This is a genomic window from Gilliamella intestini (assembly GCF_900094935.1).
GTDB lineage: Bacteria > Pseudomonadota > Gammaproteobacteria > Enterobacterales > Orbaceae > Gilliamella > Gilliamella intestini.
Genome location: NZ_FMBA01000023.1, coordinates 1 through 20,820 on the forward strand (window position 1 = coordinate 1; position 20,820 = coordinate 20,820).

A 20,820-nucleotide genomic window follows, 5' to 3' on the forward strand; every position below is an offset into this window, starting at 1 on the left:
ATCCTTCTTGTGCCACTTTGGTTTCTAGCGCAATTAAGCGTTTTTTAAAACTTTCTAAATCGTGACGTAGCCAAATAGAGCGTACACCACTCCCTGACACCATTATGCCTTCTTGGCGGAGTTGATTGGCAACTCGATGTTGCCCATAAGCTGGATATTCATAGGCCATATTGACAACGGCTTGTTCTATATGTGGCTCTACCCGATTTTTTTCGATAGGCTTTTTACGACTGATTTCTTGAAGCGCAAGCTCACCCCCTTGCTCATACAATTTTTTAAAGCGATAATAGCTATCTCGACTGTATCCCATGACTTTGCAAGCTTGTTGAACGTTACCGAGTTGCTTAGCTAATTCTAGTAGTCCTAATTTAGGTTTAATGATTTTGGCGGTTTGATTCATTTCTGACTCTCCTTTTTGTGTTATAAAATAACTTAAATGTCAGATCAAGTAAAGACTATTGCACTATAACAAGCTTTAGCCGAGCAACAATATATAGAAAAATACAAACAGAAAACTTCCCTCGACCAATAAAAATATCAGCCAAAAGGGTCGTCTGGGACGAAGCTCAAGTAAAAAATTGGCTACAAGAAAAGGCTAACTCGTATATTCAATAGTCCACTTATCTATCATATCAGCCCAATCTTGTAATAGTTTTCGCCTTTGCTCTGAGTATTCAGCTTTATTGTAAACAGCTCTAACGCCTCGTTGTTCATGAGCTAGAGCCTTTTCTATCCAGTCAGAATTGTATCCAGCTTCATGTAGGTGAGTTGATGCGGTTCTTCTCATGTCATGCACAGTAAAATTATCAAGATTCAAACCGTTCTTTTGAGCTAGTTGAATAGTATGTGTGCAGGCTCTGTTTATTGATGATTTGGATATATTCCCGTACTTTGATTGTCCAAAGCTTGGTAAAACAAATGGTGATTCGCTTGATAATATCTTTAACTGCATAAACAAATCGATTGCTTGTTTAGATAAATAAACAACATGAGGCCTACCTGCTCCCTGCCGGCTCGCTTTCATGCGTTCGGCAGGGATTGTCCATTCCGCATTTTTAAAATCTATTTCATCCCACGTTGCATCAACTATTCCACTTTTTCTTGTCATTGTTAGCATAATTAGCTTTAGTGCGATCTTTAATTGTAGAGACGTTTTACTAATTTTCAATGGTGTTAAAAAATATACCCACCTCTTGCTTTGTTAATGCTCTATCCCTTGGAGCAAAAGTCGTTATTGAAGCTCCTTTTACATAATCGGCTGGGTTATCATAATTAGCTCCTCTAGCCTTTGCATATGTAAAGACCATACCAACAATATCCCGTGTCCTCACCGCTGCTACAGGGGCTCGCTCTTTTAATTTTTCACAATATTGCCTAAGTAATGTTGGCGTTATTTCTGACAATAACAATTTACCAAATTTTGGAGTAACATCTCTTACTATTATCCCTCCGACTATATCCCTAGTACTATCAGCATAGCCAGTATCGTTAAACCATTTTTCAAGCCAATACCCAAAAACATCATTATTTTTTGTTTGCTTTTCACGTTGCTTTTCCTTAGCCGGTGAAAGCCCATTTGCAATTAATTTCTTTGCTTCAATTAGCTTGTCTCTTGCATCAGAGAGTGATAATTCACTATATTTACCAAAGGTAATCGTTTCTCGTCGCCCATTAATACGATAATCATAACGAAAGGACAATGTGCCCGATTTAGATACGGCAACATATAACCCATCTCGGTCTGGAATTTTATATTGTTTGTCTTTTGGTTTTATTGATTTAAGCTTGATTTCTGTTAACATATTTATCTCCTATACCGTCATTCATGTCGGTAATTTTAGTGAAATATTCTATGTTCAAATTGCGATACCGTCAAAGCTACCGTCAAAAAAATCAAGCTTAAATGAGACTATATGAGATTAAATAAGATAAAAAAGCCTTGATAAACAAGGCTTAAAATAACAAAAAAAGACAATATGAGATTACATGATATTAAATGCAATTATTCCCATTCAATCGTCGCTGGCGGTTTTCCGCTTATATCATACACAACACGAGATATGCCGTTAACTTCATTAATAATGCGGTTAGAAACTCGACCAAGAAATTCGTATGGTAACTGAGCCCAATGAGCAGTCATAAAGTCAACCGTTTCAACCGCTCTCAGTGAAACAACCCAATCATATTTACGACCATCCCCCATTACACCTACTGAACGAACAGGTAAGAACACTGTAAAGGCTTGACTTACTTTGTGGTATAGATCAGCTTTATAAAGTTCTTCAATAAAAATAGCATCAGCTTGACGTAATAAGTCACAATACTCTTTTTTAACTTCACCAAGTACACGCACACCAAGACCTGGACCAGGGAATGGGTGGCGGTAAAGCATGTCATAAGGTAAACCAAGTTCTAAACCTATTTTGCGTACTTCGTCTTTAAATAGCTCTCTTAATGGTTCAACTAAGCCCATTTTCATATCTTCAGGTAAACCACCAACATTATGGTGTGATTTAATCACATGTGCTTTACCTGTATCAGCCGCGGCTGATTCAATTACATCAGGATAGATAGTCCCTTGCGCAAGCCATTTTACATCTTTAAGTTTTGCTGCTTCTTCATCAAATACAGCAACAAATTCACGCCCAATAATTTTACGTTTAGCTTCGGGATCTGCTTCACCTTTTAATGCAGCTAAAAAGCGCTCTTCGGCATTTACGGCGATGATGTTTAAGCCAAATTTATTACCAAACATATCCATAACTTGTTGTGCTTCGTTCAAACGTAACAGACCATGATCAACAAATACACAAGTTAACTGGTCGCCAATGGCTTGGTGCAATAGCAATGCTGTAACTGAAGAGTCAACCCCTCCAGATAAGCCAAGTAATACTTTGTCATTACCAACCTTTTCTTTAATGCGAGCAATGGCATCGGTAATAATTGAAGATGGTGTCCAAAGTTTTTCGCAGTGACAGATATCAATCACAAAACGTTGCAATAACTCGAAACCTTTAACCGTGTGAGTCACTTCTGGGTGGAATTGAACACCATAAAATTGTTTTTCGTCATTAGCTATAATAGCAAATGGACAAGTTTCAGTATGACCAATTAGTGTAAAACAATCAGGCAAGGTTGTTACTTTGTCACCGTGGCTCATCCAGACATCAAGTTGATTAATGCCTTGTTCGCTTGTACTATCCAAAATACCATCAGTTAATTTTGACGATCCAATAAGATCCACTTTAGCATAACCAAATTCACGTTGGTTAGAACCAGTGACTTGACCGCCCTTACCAACTTGAATTGCCATAGTTTGCATGCCGTAACAAATACCCAAAACAGGTACGCCAGCATTAAAAACATATTCGGGAGCTCGGGGACTATTAGCATCGGTGGTACTTTCAGGACCACCTGATAGAATGATACCTTTAGGATTAAATTGTTTAATTTTTTCTTCTGATACATCCCACGGCCACAGTTCACAATACACGCCGATTTCGCGAATACGTCGAGCAATTAATTGGGTAACTTGTGAACCAAAATCGAGGATTAATATGCGCTGTTGGTGAATGTCTTTTTTCATCAATTTTATTCCTAAGATATGAAATAATATAAAAAATAAGAGATGATATTATATTATCTAGCGATAAAATTAAACTTATTAAATAATAATTGTAAATTTTTTATTTTACAAGACAATTGAATTACTTAACACAATGATGATAAATGAGAACAAATTATTAAGAGATTTTTGATATATTGTTTTGATAATAAAAAGGAATATATACGTAATTACTATTATGACCATAATCACGTATATATTAATAACTTTCTTAAATAAGTTTTGATGATGGAAAAAAACTTACCATTTATGTTCTATACCGATATTTCCTCGATAACCTTGACGTTTAGTACTACCAAAATCATGTTCATAGCGAGTATCGCCGTATAAGTACATATTTTGACCTAATGGAGCTTTGATTCCAAGCCCTAATTCACCCCATGTGCTAGCATATTTTTCGCGTAAACTATCTCGACCAATATCAACATCATTGGGTTTGATAAAATCATGCCAAATATTACCTATAGCATAAAGTGTTGTTGTTTGATGATCTTTGCTTTGATTATAAGCGAGCCGAACCCCTATTCGCCCTCTAAGCAGATCTTGACCATTTTGATCCACTTTTCTGTATTTATCTTTAAAGCTATCTAAATCAACATATTGATACACCATTTGAACTTGAGGTTCAATTAACCAATAGTTTTGCTTAATGTCACTTTGGTTTATTATAAAAGCATGCCCTGCTTCGGCTGAGAGTGCCATACTTAAACCATTTTGGGCGTGAGGATTATTCCCATTTCGTGCTTCATATTTGTTACGTAAATAGGAAAATTGCCCCACTAAATCAAAATAACTATTATCGATAGAAAAATAGCTGTTGGTTAATCCTAAGTTTACTGATTCTGATTTACCTTTACCTGTACGTTTACTATGAGAAATTCTTCCGTGTTCAGCTCGATATTTGTCAGAAAAATCAGTATAGGCTTTAGTATATGCCAAATACAGACCAACATGATTATGGCTTCCATTTTCTTCAATATTATTGATTAAGTCATGACCTAGTTGGATCCCATATATGTTTGTGTCATAATTTAAACGTGTTTTCCCATTTTGTTTAAGGTGTTTACCTAATATTCTTCCCCATGTTTCTCCTGCATATTTATTGTTGTCATTATAACTGGAAGAATTGAATTTGATATCTTGCCCACGTCGTTCGTGTAATGTTCCAATACTTAAAAGCCCTTGTTCTTGATTGACCTTTGCCATAGCAACGTAACCAGCAACTGGACTTGATAAAATAGGTTTAGCCTTAGCCGAATCAATTGGTGGGGCTAATGGCACTGACGGTATTGGTGGTGGTGTTGGTGTTGGTGTTGGTGGTATTGGGTTACCTGATTTCATTGTCCAATAGTATTCATCTCCATTTGCAGTTTTACGTTTGGCTAATTGCACTTCGGTTGCACCATTAGTATGTGCAACGCCTTGAAATACTTGTTCATTACTACTTGTCCCAACATAAATTACTGGATCTGTATTAATAATACTTGCTATTTGGCGGATATTGCCATCAATGATATTTTCTTGTCCTGTCGAACCTATCGGAATGACTTTTGTTACTCCTGTTGCCATACCTGTAATTCTTAGTATATCTGATTGTTCATTAACATCATTCATTACAATTGGATTGTTCCAAAGAGTATTCATTTTAACCATCGCAATACCAGAAGCCATATAATTACCATCAATTGTTAAAATATCATTATATTTTCCATGCAAATGGTTATCTAAGTTAATGATACCACCATTACTTATAACATCCCCTTGTAATATAAATTCATTGCTGCCTACATCAGCAAAAGCACCATTAATTGTTGCACCATTATTCAGTTCAACCTTGTCAAATTTTGCTATGTTACTTGTACCATTCGGTTTCAAATTCCACGTAAAATTATCATTTAAATTAATATTAAGCACAGTATTTACATCGGTATCTAAAACTTCCCCTTCTTCAACTTTTACTAAACCTTTGTAAACTAACCCTGTCATACTACCTTTACCCGAAGCATTAAATGTGACTGAGGATCCTTGATATGCATCGTGCCCAAGTTCAGTTCCATTTGAATCATAAGTATTAGAAAAAAATTGATAGTTAGGTGCAGTATAGTTACCACTTACATTAATAATATAACCTGCATCATTTGCGGTAAGGTCTGTCTTGTCCCCCGTAAAAGATAAAACTGTGTCAACTTGTCCTTGATCAACAAATATTAAATCTTTACGTCCTATAGAACCATTTATTACAGGATCAGCACTAGTGCCAGTAGTAGTAAATATGGCATTTTTAAAACTGGCTTTCACACCATGTGAGGCAGCCTGTTCAAATTGTCCTGTTGAATTGGCATCATCATGTGTACCAATTTCAAGTGCATAACCGCCTGTTTTAATAATCGTTGTACTATTTTCATAATCTGCTTTGAGCAATGAATTACGAATCATTTTGATACCACTACCTTCTAATGCATTAGTTGTATCAATCGTTAATTCTCCATAAGACTCTAAAATACCAGCACCTTCGCCGGTGTTACGTGTTTTACCTAATTTTATAGCCGCACTATCCCATTTTAACGCCGATGTGTCGCTACCTTTATTTATTGTGATTGTATTTTTCCCACCTTTTAAAATCACTTTTGGCGTCAATTGCCCACTAGCACCAACCTTATCGGCAGTATCATGATTAGTTGGATTACCTGAGACATAAATTCCAATAGAGCGATTTCCTGTTAATGTCATATCTAAATCATCATTGACTATAACTTGCCCTGCTGAACCATTTCCTGAATTTTCGTAGGCGCCTTGCATAGCACGAATACCATTATTTAAGATCGGCTGAGTTTTACCACCTTTTGCTGTTTGATTTATTTTTAATTTATCGACAGTAATTGTACTGTATTTCCCGTTATAAGTGTCTTTTTCTCCTGCATCAGCAAAAGAACCGGCCAATATACTATATGATGCAACATTACCGCTTGAGTTACTCCCATGGGTGTAATTATCAGTTATATTTAATTCAACATTTTTGGCAGTTAGATCAACATTGTGATGTGTTGCAAGCCCCATAGTTTGACCGTTGTTGGTAATAGTAAAATTTAAATTGCCTGCGTTAATTGAACCTCCTGAAACGCCATAAGTATATTGATTTGCTAAACCTGTATAATTACCATTAACATTTGCTGTTAAGATTGTATCCCCAACATCAAGTTTTTCATGCAGCCTACTTCTTGTTAGGATATAAAAGCCAGCATTACCCGATTGACTTACGTTAGCTGCTTTAATATTATTACAGCTAGGAATGTTTTGACCTACTAAATATGACCTATCAGCATTTGCTGTACAATCTAAAGCAAATGCAGAAGTGGGGATGGCTAAAGCTGAAGAGACTAGGCATACAACTGTGGCAGTTGATTTACAAGCTCTTCGAACTAATTCAGAACATGCAATTGTAATACCTGTAACAATATTAAATTTTGTTTGGTAGACTTTGTTCATAATTATTACCTTTAATTGATGATAAAACGTGGCGAGATCACATATTCATTTTTATACAATAAAAATAATAATATAAAAATTAGTTACTTATATGTGGTAGTTAGTTTAAAAACTTAACATTGAACTTTTTTAATGACAGTATTACTTTTAGATTTGTGATAACCAAAATAACAAAGATTATTTTTTAGTACTTTTTTACAAATTGACTTTGTTAAAAAAACTTCATGCAGCCCAAATGGGCAGTAAAAAGAAAGTAACCATAACCGCTTGGATTTATTTGGTTGATTACAATGAACGAAATTAACGTAAGGTAGTTCTTTATTGAGATATTGTTGCTCTTCCTGATTATTAAAATATGCCCAATTTATATAACCTAACGGTTTATTGTTATGAACAATTAAAGCAAAATTTTTAGAACGAATTATAGGTTGTAAAATGTCTAGAGCTGAATCAATTGCCACTTTTTTATAAGCTGGATTTTGATTCCATAACCAAATCATGGCACCTAATACTTCAGCTTCATTCCATATAGTATCAGGATATATACTTGGTGCGATAATTCTATCTACATATTGATTAAAATCGCTCATCTATTTCACCTTTTTAGAAGCTATTAACCATTATATTACTTAATTAACTAAATTAAATTATTTTATTTTTTATTATTAATAATATTTTATATTATTTAGTTAACATATTATTTTTATTGAAGTATAAAAATACAATGCCAATAAAATAATAAAGATTTTATTCTAAAACTCCTGTTTTTGAGATACTTGCAAATTTTATGCAAGTTTTTGAATAATATATAATTTAAAAAAAACACTTATTTAAAAAAGAATTTAATTATTAAAACATTGATTTTTTTAGAAATAAAATTTCATCTTTTTTATTAATTTTAAAATTGAAAATTTTTAAATTATTTTAGAAATGAATAATACCTTAGTAAAAAATGGCATTGAAAAGAGAGGTGAATTGCTCACCTCTTATTGATATTAAAATATACGATTAAAATTAATTGCTAGCGTTTTGTTCTTGTGCTGATTGAATTGCTGTTAATGCAATGGTGTAGACAATATCGTCAACTAATGCACCACGAGACAAATCATTAACAGGTTTACGCATACCTTGTAACATTGGCCCAATTGAAACAAGATCGGCTGAACGTTGTACTGCTTTATAAGTAGTATTACCTGTATTAAGATCAGGGAAGATAAATACAGTCGCTTTACCTGCTACTTGTGAATTTGGTGCTTTCGATTTTGCTACATCAGGCATTACCGCAGCATCATATTGCAATGGACCATCGATCATAAGATCTGGACGTTTTTCTTGAGCAATGCGTGTTGCTTCTTTCACTTTTTCAACATCAGCACCTTGACCAGAGCTACCTGTTGAGTAGGAGATCATCGCAACGCGAGGTTCAATACCAAAGGCAATTGCTGTATCAGCCGACTGAATGGCAATTTCGGCTAACTCTTGTGCATTTGGATCTGGGTTAATTGCACAGTCACCATAAATATATACTTGATCAGGCATTAACATAAAGAACACCGATGAAACAAGGGAACTGCCTGGTGCAGTTTTAATTAATTGTAACGGTGGACGAATAGTATTAGCTGTTGTGTGCACCGCACCTGATACTAAACCATCAACTTCATTTGCTTCAAGCATCATCGTACCAAGTACAACATTATCAGCCAATTGCTCACGAGCAATAACTTCAGTCATCCCTTTGTTTTTACGTAATTCAACTAGGCGAGGAACATATTTTTCACGGATATTTTCAGGATCAACGATCTCAACACCTTGACCTAAAGTCACACCTTGTGAAGCGGCAACTTTACGCACTTCGTCAGGATTACCAATAAGCACACATTTTGCAATATTACGTTCAGCACAAATGGCTGCTGCTTTAACTGTTCTTGGCTCATCACCTTCTGGTAATACCACTACTTTTTTCGCATTACGAGCAAGCTCAGTTAATTGATAACGGAAAGCGGGTGGTGATAAACGACGTGCAGAGTTCACTATTTCATTTAATGATTTAATCCATTTAGCATCTATATGATCAGCAACAAAATTCTGTGTGTTTTCCATGCGCTCTTTATCATCAACAGGAATTTCTAAATTAAATTGTTGTAAATTGATAGAGGTTTGGAAAGTATTGGTTTTAACCGTAAACACAGGTAAGCCAGTATCAAACGCTGGTTGGCATAATTTTGCAATTTTTTCATCAATTTCATAACCACCAGTTAATAAAACACCACCAATTGATACTCCATTCATTGCAGCTAAACTAATCGTAACTAATACATCTGAACGATCAGCTGAGGTTACTAAAAGTGCATTTGGCTGTAAATGGCTGATAATGTTAGGAACACTACGTGAGCAGAAAGAAATATGCTTGATACGACGGTTTTTAATATCACCTTCGTTAATAATTTTTGCATCAAAATGTTTAGCTATATCCACAGCTCGGCAAGCACTTAAATCCATATTCCAAGGAATACATCCCAATACAGGTAATGGGCTGTGTGCATTTAAATCATCGATAGTGATTTTTTTATTATCAAATTTAGGCGTATGATAAATTTCTGCCACATCAGGACGAGCAAGATTCTGCTCTTCAACTGGCGCATTGACTTTATTAACAATCACACCAATAATTTTTTCATTTTTAATACCACCAAAATTAGAACGCGCAATTTCAATGCGATCTCTAAGTTGTTCTGGCGTATCTTTGCCCATATTAACTACAAAAATAATTTCGGCGCCAAGAGTTTTAGCAATATTATTATTAAGTTCATTAGCAAAAGGATAATCAGATGTTGGCACAATACCTTCAACTAAAACAACATCAGCTCCTTTAGTATTTTCGGCATAAAGGGCAACGATTTCTTCCATTAACACATCTTGTTGATTTAAACCTAATAGGTTTTCAACATGGCTCATTTTAAGCGGTTTTAGTGTTGGAATTGATGTATTGTTGCTCACTAGGGTTGTGGTATTATCTGGCGCATCGCCACCAGCTCTTGGTTGCGCGACAGGTTTAAACACATTTAAATTAATACCTTGACGCTCCATAGCTCGAATAACACCAAGACTCACACCTGTTAACCCGACATTAGTGCCAGTTGGGATAAGCATAATTGTACGAGACATAATTATTACCTCTTAAATCTTTTATTGTATAAAAACAAACCGCCATTTAGGCGGTTTTAATATTTATTAAGCAGTTAGACGTGCAGCATCTTGAGCAATAACAAGCTCTTCATTGGTAGGAATCACCATCGCAATTGCAGAACCATCTTTAGTGATTGTTCCACCTTGACCAAAACGCGCTGCAAGGTTACGTTCTTGATCAAGTTCAAAACCAAGAATACTTAATTTTTGTAACGCCATGCGACGAACTTCTTCAGAGTTTTCACCAATACCGCCAGTAAATACTATAGCATCTAAACGCCCATCTAAAAGCATTGCATAACCACCAATATATTTAACTAAACGGTGAACAAAAACATCTAAAGCATTTTTAGCGTTTTCATCTGTTTCATAATTATCAGTTACGTAACGGCAGTCACTACTTGCACCCGTTAAACCTAATAAACCCGATTTTTTATTTAATAGATTATTAATATCAGCAACAGACATTTTTAAATTGTCGTGTAAGAAGAACATAATCGCTGGATCAATATCGCCACTACGTGTACCCATTACTAAACCTTCAAGCGGAGTTAAACCCATTGAAGTTTCAACACATTTACCATTTTTAACCGCTGTAATTGATGCACCATTACCTAAATGGCAAGTAATAACATTGGTTTGGTCAACAGGTTTATTTAATAATTTTGCTGCTTGTTGGCTTACATAATAGTGGCTTGTACCATGCGCACCATAACGACGAATACCATGTTTGGTGTATAATTCGTTTGGAATAGCATATAAATAGGCTTCTTTTGGCATTGTTGTATGGAATGCTGTATCAAATACCGCTACATTTTTATTTTTTAGATGTGGGAATGCGGCAAATGCTTCACGAATACCGATTAAATGTGCAGGGTTATGTAAAGGTGCGAATGCTGATGCATCTTCAATGCCTTTTAATACTGAATCATCAATTACAACTGATTGAGTGTATTTTTCACCACCGTGAACAATACGATGACCAATCGATTTAATACTATCTAATAATTCTGGTTTTTGAGGGAAGATACTATTAACAATAAATTTAATTGCTTCACTATGTGCAGCACCTGCACCTAAAGATGCTTCGCCTTTAACACCATCAAGCTTCCATTTAATACGTGCATCAGGAAGGTGAAAACATTCAGCTAAACCAGATAAAAATTCATCGCCGTTTTCAGGGTTTATAATGGCAAATTTTAATGATGAACTTCCACAATTAAGAACAAGAGCGTTATTACTTGATGACATAGTAATTCCTATAGATTGAATAAAAAGACATATACCAATCAAAATTGGTAACTCAGCACATGATAAAAATCAATGCAACTACACTAGGTGACTTCTGATATCTTGCTTTTTGAGATAAAATAGAGGAGTCTCCAATTTGAATAACGCTATTTTAAGACAATAAGAAGTGAATGTCGAGGAATCCACAAAAGATGAACCTAATAAACACATTTAAGGCTGGGGTAAGGTATATAAAGCTTTGTCCGACAGACAAACAACTAATGCATTCATTTCCTGAATTAAAAATCATTAAACACATAAAAACCGCAAACAAATACTTGCCCCCTATCATTATTGGCTTACTGGTTTGGCAATATTGCCTGCCAGCGCAAATTGCAGTAACAGTAATAACCATATTATTTGCTTTAAGTTTGCCTTTACAAGGGTTATTTTGGCTAGGACGACGTGCGCTATCGCCCTTACCGCTTAACTTAATTGACTGTTATAATCAATTAAAATTAAAGTTGATTGCTAAAAAAATTATCGCTGAAAATAGCACAGACGACAATAAGCTAACATTTGAAGCATTTATGAACATTATAAATTTAGCCAAATTGCACTTAGGTGATTATTTTGGGCAAGATGATGATTCCTCACCTTATTATAAAGACTAACAACAATGGCAAATTTACTCACTACCCTAAAAAATCAAATTGATCAACTAGAACAACAGATCAATTTGGTAAACGAACAGCGGTTTCAAGAGCCCTATTTTGATGAGCAACTATTTCAAACCAATAAAATTGTGACAGACAAAACGTTTTACCTTGAAAAAATAAAACAAACCTATCACGCATTAGTTGCCAATATTAAATCAGAAAAAATTGAACAAATCACATTTTTATCCGACACATTAGTTAACCAAATTACAGCTCTAACACGCGAACTAGCTACTCATGACTTACGTAAGAAAGAACCTAAACATGTTATTGAAGAAACTTTAGCACAAAAGCACATGCGTCATTTAGATTACTTACGCCGACTACAAGAAATGAAATACGAGCTAGAGCTATCGCCTGAAGTTATCAATCAAAGCAAAATAGCTGCACTTGATAATCGAATTTACCGCTGTGAACAAGCAATTAAAAAAATTGAGTTTGAGATGGAAAGTGATATCAATGATTTCCAATAAAAGCCAATTTAATGTCGTAAACAATAGTTACATAACTAATGCATAAAATTAATTATCAGCCTTTAATAAATTATTATTAATTATTTGATGAATTAAAACCCATTAATCGACAAAAACACTTAGCATTATAGCCTTTAAAATAAAATTGAACCTGAATACTCTCCAAAGCGTAGATAAATGCTCTTGCTCCCTCATACGAATAAAAACCACTTACCCAACGTTTATTTAACTTAAGCTTATCATTTTTGAAAGTCAAACATAACAAACATGAATTTATGGGTGATGAATAATATCTAGGGCTAATCATTCCTTTTTTCTGATGAGATACTCGCATAGTAATTTTAACATTAAGATCACTATTGATATCATAACAAATATCTCGCCTAAATTTTCTTGATACAATAATTTTATTATTGCTAAGTATAGAAAAAACTGGCGAAAAAAGCATTTTCACTATATACAACAGACTAGTAATTAAAAAAATTCCACATACAAAACTATCAAAATTCAATAAATTCAAACCTAAAAAACGATTAACTGCGTCAAAAAACAGCAAAGTCTCGACATAATAAAAATCAATTACAAAAACAAATAAAATAAGAAAAAAACACCCCAACAGTATTCCTGTAAGACTACCCACTAGCAGGGTACAAGTTAAAGACTTTGGGAATGGTCCGAATATTATTATTTTGGGTTTTGCTCTTGTTGGTTTAAGTCGTTTTCTCATTAAATTGCGTTATATTAATCTATTAATTGGATTAATATAATGTCAAAAAAATCTACCAATTACGATAAAAATAGAATTACGTTATACGATGATTGTGTTTATTCTTCTTATCACAAAGTGGTTTATTATGACTAAAACGAATATTGTTATAATGATTAATTAGTATCGTCTTTATGGGATAATATTTATAATAATGATCATCCATAATCAGTAGTATAATACTATTCTATTTTAAAGCGATTAATTAAGGATTTTGATATGAGTAACATATTTGATGATAACTCACAAACCATTGGGCATACGCCGTTAGTCAGATTAAAACATTTTGGAAATGGAAATATATTAGCCAAAGTCGAATCACGCAATCCGAGTTTTAGTGTTAAATGCCGCATTGCATCAAATATGATTTGGGATGCTGAAAAACGAGGTTTATTAAATTCTGACGTTGAATTAGTTGAACCAACCAGTGGTAATACTGGTATTGCCCTTGCGTCTGTTGCAGCTGCTCGTGGTTACAAGTTAACATTAACCATGCCTGAAAGCATGAGCATTGAACGTAGAAAGCTTCTTAAAGCACTTGGTGCTAACTTAGTATTGACCGAAGCGGCCAAAGGAATGAAAGGCGCGATCGAAAAAGCTGAAGAAATTGTTGCCAGTGATCCTACAAAAAATATTATGCTACAACAATTTAGTAATCCGGCTAACCCTGAAATTCACGAAAAAACAACAGGCCCTGAAATTTGGCAAGATACCGATGGTAAAGTCGATATTTTTATTGCTGGCGTCGGAACTGGGGGCACTTTTACTGGTGTAACACGCTACCTTAAAAACACCCAAGGAAAGGATATTACGGCTGTTGCCGTTGAACCCTCTAATTCACCAGTCATTAGCCAAGCGCTTTCTGGCGAACCAATAAAGCCTGGGCCACACAAGATCCAAGGTATTGGTGCAGGATTTATTCCTGATAATTTAGATTTAAGTTTAATTGACTTAGTTGAAAAGGTTACCAACGAGCAAGCCATTGATACCGCTCGCGAATTAATGGAAAAAGAAGGCATATTGGCAGGGATCTCGTCTGGTGCCGCAGTTTTTGCAGCAGGCCGCCTAGCAAAATTACCTGAAAACGCCGGTAAAACTATTGTGGTTATCTTGCCATCTTCTGGCGAACGTTATTTAAGCACTGATTTATTTAGTGGGATTTTTACTGAAAAAGAGTTGGGATAAACGACATCAAATAAACATCTCAATAACTAACACCACGTTATAGCGGTGTTAGAATAATAAACAATATGTTATAACAAAATATTAATAATAACTTGAACACAATCAACTTATGTATCTTGAATAATGCCAAAATGCCGATATGCATGCGGTGTTGCAATTCTGCCACGAGGCGTTCGTTGAATATAGCCTTGTTGAATTAAAAATGGCTCAAGCACATCTTCGATCGTTTCGCGTTCTTCACCAATAGCTGCTGCAATGTTATCAAGACCAACTGGCCCACCCATAAATTTTTCGATAATGGCTAGCAATAATTTGCGATCCATATAATCAAATCCTTCGTTATCAACATCAAGCATATCAAGCGCTTGAGTCGCAATTTTTTGATCGATAACGCCTTTTGATTTTACATCGGCATAATCGCGTACACGGCGCAAAAGTCGATTTGCAATTCGGGGGGTACCGCGTGAACGTTGGGCAATTAAATGCGCACCTTCGTCTGACAGATCCATACCCAAAAATTTAGCGCTACGGTTAACAATATATTCCAAATCCTCAACCCGATAAAACTCAAGTCGTTGTACAATACCAAAACGATCTCGTAGTGGCGAGGTTAGCGAACCAGCTCGAGTTGTTGCACCAATTAATGTAAAAGGAGGAAGATCAATTTTAATCGAGCGCGCTGCAGGGCCTTCGCCAATCATAATATCTAATTGGTAATCTTCCATTGCAGGATATAAAATTTCCTCAACAACAGGAGACAATCGGTGGATTTCGTCAATAAACAGCACATCATTAGGCTCTAAATTAGTCAACATAGCAGCTAAATCGCCGGCCTTTTCAAGCACAGGTCCTGAAGTAGTACGTAGGTTAACATTCATTTCATTGGCAACAATATTAGCTAACGTGGTTTTTCCTAATCCTGGCGGCCCAAAAATTAACACATGATCGAGTGCATCACTGCGTTGCTTAGCTGCTTGAATAAAAATCTTCATCTGTTCACGCACCTGCGGTTGCCCAATATATTCATCCAAACATTTAGGCCGAATTGCACGATCGAGTGATTCTTCTTCCTTTTGCGCTTGTGGAGCAATTAAACGATCCGCTTCAATCATAATCAATCCCTATTTACAGTGCCGACTTTAAGGCTTCACGAATCAGCGTTTCGCTATCCATTTCTGGTTTAATGACTTTATTAATAATACGGCTAGCTTCTTGTGGTTTATAACCTAATGCTATTAAAGCCGAAACTGCCTCGCCTTCAATCTGATCAGCCGATTTTTGAACACTGTCCATATCTACAATCGTACTAGTGTTTGATAATGGTTCCGCAAAATGTTTAATACGATCTTTCATTTCAACAATTAACCGCTGTGCCGTTTTATTGCCTACGCCCGGCAACTTAACTAAAGTCTTAATTTCGCCTTGTTCAACAGCATTAATAAATTGCGGTGCAGACATACCTGACAAAATAGCTAACGCCAATTTAGGCCCCACACCATTAACTTTAATAAGCTCACGAAATAACTCACGCTCTTGCTCTTGATTAAATCCATACAATACTTGGGCATCTTCACGCACAGTAAAATGCGTTAATACAATAACTTCTTGCCCGTTTTCAGGTAACTCATAAAAACAGGTCATCGGCATAAACACATTATAGCCGACGCCACCAACTTCAATCAGAACTTTTGGAGGCTGTTTTTCAATAATAGTGCCACGTAAACGACCAATCACAATATATCCTTAATAATAAAGCATAATAAATAAGCAAATAATAAGGTGTAGTTTACCTGATAGCAAAAAAATAATAAAGAAAAACTGTATAAATAGACAGTCAATAGCAAAAAAATATTATCTAAATAGCTAAAAACAAAAATTAAACATCACCATAATTAGATTAACTGTATGAGGATGTTTGGATTTTATTAAATATGCTCTTTTGATAAAAATAGCCTTTATTTTAACCAGGCTATTTACTTAAAAAAGCACCTAAAAAGAGGTGCCTTTTGATTTTGGTATCGTTTTTTAAAACAGATATTTTATTCCAACTATACCTTGTGTATCTCGCTGAGCGTGTTCTCCAAACTGTTGTGAAATATTACCCGATAAATATAAATTGTCTTTAATACGTCCTTCTATGCCAATTTTGGCTTCAGCCACGTTTTTTGTACCTTGAATGTTTGTCGTTGCATCAGTCATATTAACAGCATAATTTTTAGTATTATGTAGCCAGTTAAATTCAGCAAATGGCTCTATTTGGGTACCCGATTTAATGTTTTGATTATGTCTATTTAGCGAAATACGCATACCTAAACGTGTTTGGATATTACCATCTCCTTCACCATAAACTCGAGTTCCGTTGTTTTCAGTATGATCATTTGCTTTAACATCTAACCACATAACCTGTGCTTGAGGACGAATATAGATATCATTGAACATATCGCCATCAGTAAAAAATGAAGCAATTTTATACTCATATCCTAGCTCCAACGAAGCGGTAAAACCATGGCTGTGGTATTTCTCATTAGCTAACTGCTCACCTTGTACGCGGTTATTAAACCAATTATACAAGATCCAGCTATCAGCATAGGCGCCTTCTCGCTCTTGTATGTTTTGATACCATGTACCATACAAGCCTATATTATAACCTTCAACTTTACCATCTGAACGATATTTTGAAATATGGCTACGTGTGGTACTGTTTTGTTTTCCATAACCACCGGTCAAACCAATATGTAGCTCATCTTGTATAAAGAAGGAATTTGTTAATACATCACCACCAAGTTGGAATACCGTTCGATTAGCAGTCGTTTTTAACTGTTTATCAGATGTCGTATTTTTACTGTGTCCTTGAGTAATTCTTGCCCATACACTGTTGTGTTTATTTCCATCATTGGATAAATTAGCCTGCCCGATATGATCTTGTCGATCTTGTAAACGCATAGTAAATAAATTATTAGCTGCTGCTAAGTTGTTGACATAACTTCCGGCCTCAGGGCGAAAAACACGGATCTTTTTATTTGAAGAGTTTGGGGTATTTCCTATATTAGCGTCTTTTTCACTTCCAGAATAATTAATTTCACTGGTCAAATACCATTTATTCATATTATTGCCAAAGTTATCGCCCTGTTGCAGATGATATTCATAACTACCTGCAATAATGCGCCCATCTTGTTGGAAAGCATTTTCAGTTGAGCTACCTGTACTGATAAGCTCAATACCTTCAATTGTGTGCGCACCGTGCCCACCTTCATTAATAACCTTAACTTTAGTGGTACCAGTAGCCGATCCTGTAATTTTTAGTCTGTCAGTTATACTCGCATCATCTGCAAGTACTGTACCGAATTGTACCGTTCCTCCTTCGCCAATCCAATTACCTTGCTGAACATAAGTTTGCCCTGCACAGTTTTGGCAGTTATTAAGGATCAGTGTACCTTTATTGTACATATCACCTGTTACAGTAACTGCATTATCTAAAACGTTCGCATCAAAATCATTAATCAGCATTTTGCCTTGATTATAAATGTGTGCTATTTTTTGATCGTGACCGCCCAGATTTAAAGTCCCTTCTTCTGCTATAGTCACATCAGTAGTATTGGCAATAGCGTTATCTATATCGAGCTTAAGCGTGCCATTATTGATGTTAGTTGCTCCACTATAGCTATTTTTGGCCGATAAAATCAAAGTACCAAGCCCCTCTTTGGTTAAGCTTTTACCATCCCAACCATTAATATTATTAATATTGCTTGTGTTATCGGTTAAACTCACCTTAAGGTTAAAAATTGCACCACTTTTTAAATCAAAAGTGCCATAGCCATCACCACTAAAATCATTCCACTTTAATCCATAGACAAGATCTCTATTTCCATTATTCAAATACAAACCAGCATAATCTTTAGCACCTTCCGTTAACAAATCATTAGTAATGCTATATTCATAGTTGCCATTAATTCCATTTATACTGCTTACTAATAAAATATCTGTTTGCATCCAGTTGGTAATGTTAGTTTTAATTTTTGTATTATTAAATGTGATGCTATCAGCATGTAAACTTGCCCCTTCTGTAAAAGTAAGCGTTGTTCCACTACCAAAGTTTGCATTTTTTGAAAACGACAATTTCTGACCTGAAAGCGTAACACTTGTATTACTGCCTATTTCAAAACTACCATCAACTGTTGTTTGTGCCTCGCTAGTAATTTGTAAAGTGTTATCAGAACCAGAAGCCAGCACAATGTCACCTTGTATATCAGATCCATCTTGTAATGTTAGATTATTTTGCCCACCTGTAAAGTAAATTGCAGTACCACAATCATTATTGGAAGAGTCGCCACAAATAATAGAGCCTTGATTACGAATATTTAAGTTATCACCATTAATTGCTATACCTGCTATGCCTTCTTCAACCTCTACTCTTCCTCCTTGAATTATAGCGCTATTGGTATTAGTAATCGTTAGATAACTTCCATTAATAGCATGACCACCACTAGCAGAACTAGCATCATAACCATAACCATCGCCCCCTATAATTTGACCTTCATTGATTATAGAAGTATGGTTGCTATTTATTGCTATACCTGCTTGCCCTAATCCACTGCCACCATAAATTTCACCGTTATGACCATTAGTAATTGTTAGGTAATCGCCATTAATCCCATAACCACCATGATCTTCATTAGTATAAGCAGCATAATGAAGACTTCCTCCTTGAATTATGCCGTCATTAGCTATAGTACTATGATTGCTATTAATAGCATGGCCTGCTCTTCCAGAAGAATCCCCCATTCCGCCATAGCCTCCCCGTCCACCCCCGCCACCTTCTATCCTAGCATTTTTATAATTTTTAATGTTAAGATTATCTCCTGAAATGGCCATGCCACCATCGCCACCTTTTCCAGGGTTGTAAGTTTCGGTTTCGGTATCGGTATCGTAATAATATCCCATACCACCTTCACCACCAAAACCGCCTACAATATACCCATAATTATCTATTTTCAGATCATCGCCTTTAATTGCATCACCACCATTACCGCCATTACCACCAAAGCCTTCATAAATAGGACTCATAACGTTAACACCTGATCCACCATGCATTCCAGCAATTTTACCTCTATTGGTAATTTTTTTATGATTGCCTAAAATGGCGGTGCCTCCTTCACCACCATTCGAACCTATTCCTTGTTGTGCATTATTATGTCCATAATAGGCATATCCACCGCGGATATATCCATCATTTTCAATGATTTGATTATCACCGAAAATGGCAACGCCACCATTACCTGACTTACCGACCTCCAATCCTGCAGTAATTGTATATGAAGCGCCACCACCATTAATTTCTCCACTATTAGTAATAACCAAATAATTGCCACTAATAGCTCCACCACCATCTCCAGCATCACCAGAATTGCCATTATAATCATTATCATTATCATTATCATTATCACTATACGATCCGAAACCAGCCCTACCGCCTTCACCGCCATTAATTGTCCCGTCATTAATTATTTTTAGTCGATCGCCTTTTATCGCTAAGGCACCATTTCCACCATTGCCTCCAGTATAGCTATCTTCGTCAGATACTTGTTCTCCAGAAAACCCTTTACCTCCGTTACCGCCAGAAATAAAAACATCAGAATCGATAGTAATAACATTATCTTCTGGTTTTGTTTCAGCCCCTGTTTCAAATATATAAGCGGCTTTTCCGTCTGTGCCATTTTTTGTACTCTTTGATGTACCATCAGTTCCATTTAATCCATCTATTGGTTCAAGTTGGTATTTGCTACCATCTGCTGGCAAGGTGATGTTTTGAGTTTCGGCAAAAGCGCCACTACTCAAAAATAGACTACCTAAGGTTATTGCTGCTATTTTTATTGTTGTTTTTTTGTGGGCGCAAGTAAGCTCGCTTACAACTACCCATGACTGACGTAAAGCATCCCAAATTAATCGATAGATATGATTCATTTAATGTTCCTTATATTCCAAATATTTTCTAATTTAATTTAATTTTTATACAAAAATCACTAATGACATAATTAATATATTTTTATATTAAATATCATTTTAATGAGTAGTGCTAAGATTGTATCTTTTAGAAATAGAAATTCAGAAAAATTCCATTAATAAAATAATTTTTTAGACGATATTATAGTA

The 20,820-nt window shown here is 35.4% G+C and carries 13 protein-coding genes and 2 pseudogenes; 4 read left to right on the forward strand and 11 right to left on the reverse strand.

Going from position 1 to position 20,820, the window contains the following annotated elements; genetic code table 11:
- The coding region (locus GA0061080_RS07275) for a helix-turn-helix domain-containing protein (RefSeq protein WP_141683111.1) at window positions 1-400 on the reverse strand (400 nt) is incomplete at its 3' end.
- Between the two features lie 62 nt (window positions 401-462).
- On the opposite strand from GA0061080_RS07275, the pseudogene GA0061080_RS13130 reads away from it, so the two are divergent.
- A pseudogene (locus GA0061080_RS13130) lies at window positions 463-615 on the forward strand (helix-turn-helix transcriptional regulator); the annotation flags it as partial.
- On the opposite strand, the pseudogene GA0061080_RS07285 reads toward GA0061080_RS13130, so the two are convergent.
- The 6 genes and pseudogenes from GA0061080_RS07285 to GA0061080_RS07310 all read right to left on the reverse strand — a co-directional run bounded on the left by GA0061080_RS07285 (window position 596) and on the right by GA0061080_RS07310 (window position 11,548).
- Window positions 596-1,802: pseudogene (locus tag GA0061080_RS07285) on the reverse strand (tyrosine-type recombinase/integrase). The pseudogenes GA0061080_RS13130 and GA0061080_RS07285 sit on opposite strands and share 20 nt — an antisense overlap.
- Window positions 1,803-2,002: 200 nt before the next feature.
- Window positions 2,003-3,586 (reverse strand): glutamine-hydrolyzing GMP synthase, encoded by a 1,584-nt coding sequence (guaA, locus tag GA0061080_RS07290; RefSeq protein ID WP_091123365.1) that lies wholly within the window; start codon window positions 3,584-3,586, stop codon window positions 2,003-2,005.
- Window positions 3,587-3,865: 279 nt separating this feature from the next.
- A complete protein-coding gene (locus GA0061080_RS07295) occupies window positions 3,866-7,111 on the reverse strand; it encodes an autotransporter outer membrane beta-barrel domain-containing protein (RefSeq protein WP_091123369.1) in 3,246 nt (1,081 codons plus the stop codon).
- Between the two features lie 113 nt (window positions 7,112-7,224).
- Complete coding sequence (locus tag GA0061080_RS07300) at window positions 7,225-7,701, reverse strand: toxin-activating lysine-acyltransferase (RefSeq protein ID WP_091123373.1); 477 nt, start codon at window positions 7,699-7,701, stop codon at window positions 7,225-7,227.
- A gap of 424 nt (window positions 7,702-8,125) precedes the next feature.
- The gene (gene pta / locus GA0061080_RS07305; protein WP_091123378.1) at window positions 8,126-10,276 is read right to left on the reverse strand and encodes a phosphate acetyltransferase; all 2,151 of its coding nucleotides are present in this window, start codon (window positions 10,274-10,276) and stop codon (window positions 8,126-8,128) included.
- Window positions 10,277-10,342: 66 nt separating this feature from the next.
- Window positions 10,343-11,548 carry an acetate kinase gene (locus GA0061080_RS07310; RefSeq protein WP_091123381.1) on the reverse strand — a complete coding sequence of 402 codons (1,206 nt, stop codon included), beginning with the start codon at window positions 11,546-11,548 and terminating at the stop codon, window positions 10,343-10,345.
- Between the two features lie 191 nt (window positions 11,549-11,739).
- Between GA0061080_RS07310 and yfbV the strand changes: the two genes are divergently transcribed.
- Both yfbV and priC read left to right on the forward strand, forming a co-directional pair.
- Complete coding sequence (gene yfbV, locus GA0061080_RS07315; protein ID WP_167349201.1) at window positions 11,740-12,201, forward strand: terminus macrodomain insulation protein YfbV; 462 nt, start codon at window positions 11,740-11,742, stop codon at window positions 12,199-12,201.
- A 5-nt stretch (window positions 12,202-12,206) separates the two neighbouring features.
- Complete coding sequence (priC, locus tag GA0061080_RS07320) at window positions 12,207-12,719, forward strand: primosomal replication protein PriC (protein WP_091123390.1); 513 nt, start codon at window positions 12,207-12,209, stop codon at window positions 12,717-12,719.
- Window positions 12,720-12,795: 76 nt separating this feature from the next.
- On the opposite strand, the gene GA0061080_RS07325 is transcribed toward priC, so the two are convergent.
- On the reverse strand, window positions 12,796-13,446 hold the full coding sequence (locus GA0061080_RS07325) for a hypothetical protein (protein ID WP_141683112.1): 651 nt from the start codon (window positions 13,444-13,446) through the stop codon (window positions 12,796-12,798).
- 258 nt (window positions 13,447-13,704) lie between these two features.
- Between GA0061080_RS07325 and cysK the strand changes: the two genes are divergently transcribed.
- Entirely contained in the window at window positions 13,705-14,670 is a 966-nt protein-coding gene (gene cysK, locus GA0061080_RS07330) for a cysteine synthase A (protein ID WP_091123397.1), read from the forward strand.
- A 107-nt stretch (window positions 14,671-14,777) separates the two neighbouring features.
- Here cysK and ruvB read toward each other — a convergent pair whose 3' ends face one another.
- From ruvB to GA0061080_RS07345, 3 genes are all read right to left on the reverse strand, one after another.
- Window positions 14,778-15,782, reverse strand: a complete 1,005-nt coding sequence (gene ruvB, locus GA0061080_RS07335) for a Holliday junction branch migration DNA helicase RuvB (protein WP_091123400.1) — start codon at window positions 15,780-15,782, stop codon at window positions 14,778-14,780.
- Window positions 15,783-15,795: 13 nt separating this feature from the next.
- On the reverse strand, window positions 15,796-16,404 hold the full coding sequence (ruvA, locus tag GA0061080_RS07340) for a Holliday junction branch migration protein RuvA (RefSeq protein WP_091123405.1): 609 nt from the start codon (window positions 16,402-16,404) through the stop codon (window positions 15,796-15,798).
- Between the two features lie 291 nt (window positions 16,405-16,695).
- A complete protein-coding gene (locus GA0061080_RS07345) occupies window positions 16,696-20,631 on the reverse strand; it encodes an autotransporter outer membrane beta-barrel domain-containing protein (RefSeq protein WP_091123408.1) in 3,936 nt (1,311 codons plus the stop codon).
- Between the last annotated feature and the right edge of the window lie 189 nt (window positions 20,632-20,820).

Bases quoted from the DNA above. Each gene is read 5' to 3' on its own strand.
- guaA (WP_091123365.1), bottom strand. From the start codon at position 3,586: ATGAAAAAAGACATTCACCAACAGCGCATATTAATCCTCGATTTTGGT.
- GA0061080_RS07295 (WP_091123369.1), bottom strand. From the start codon at position 7,111: ATGAACAAAGTCTACCAAACAAAATTTAATATTGTTACAGGTATTACA.
- GA0061080_RS07300 (WP_091123373.1), bottom strand. From the start codon at position 7,701: ATGAGCGATTTTAATCAATATGTAGATAGAATTATCGCACCAAGTATA.
- pta (WP_091123378.1), bottom strand. From the start codon at position 10,276: ATGTCTCGTACAATTATGCTTATCCCAACTGGCACTAATGTCGGGTTA.
- GA0061080_RS07310 (WP_091123381.1), bottom strand. From the start codon at position 11,548: ATGTCATCAAGTAATAACGCTCTTGTTCTTAATTGTGGAAGTTCATCA.
- yfbV (WP_167349201.1), top strand. From the start codon at position 11,740: ATGAACCTAATAAACACATTTAAGGCTGGGGTAAGGTATATAAAGCTT.
- priC (WP_091123390.1), top strand. From the start codon at position 12,207: ATGGCAAATTTACTCACTACCCTAAAAAATCAAATTGATCAACTAGAA.
- GA0061080_RS07325 (WP_141683112.1), bottom strand. From the start codon at position 13,446: ATGAGAAAACGACTTAAACCAACAAGAGCAAAACCCAAAATAATAATA.
- cysK (WP_091123397.1), top strand. From the start codon at position 13,705: ATGAGTAACATATTTGATGATAACTCACAAACCATTGGGCATACGCCG.
- ruvB (WP_091123400.1), bottom strand. From the start codon at position 15,782: ATGATTGAAGCGGATCGTTTAATTGCTCCACAAGCGCAAAAGGAAGAA.
- GA0061080_RS07345 (WP_091123408.1), bottom strand. From the start codon at position 20,631: ATGAATCATATCTATCGATTAATTTGGGATGCTTTACGTCAGTCATGG.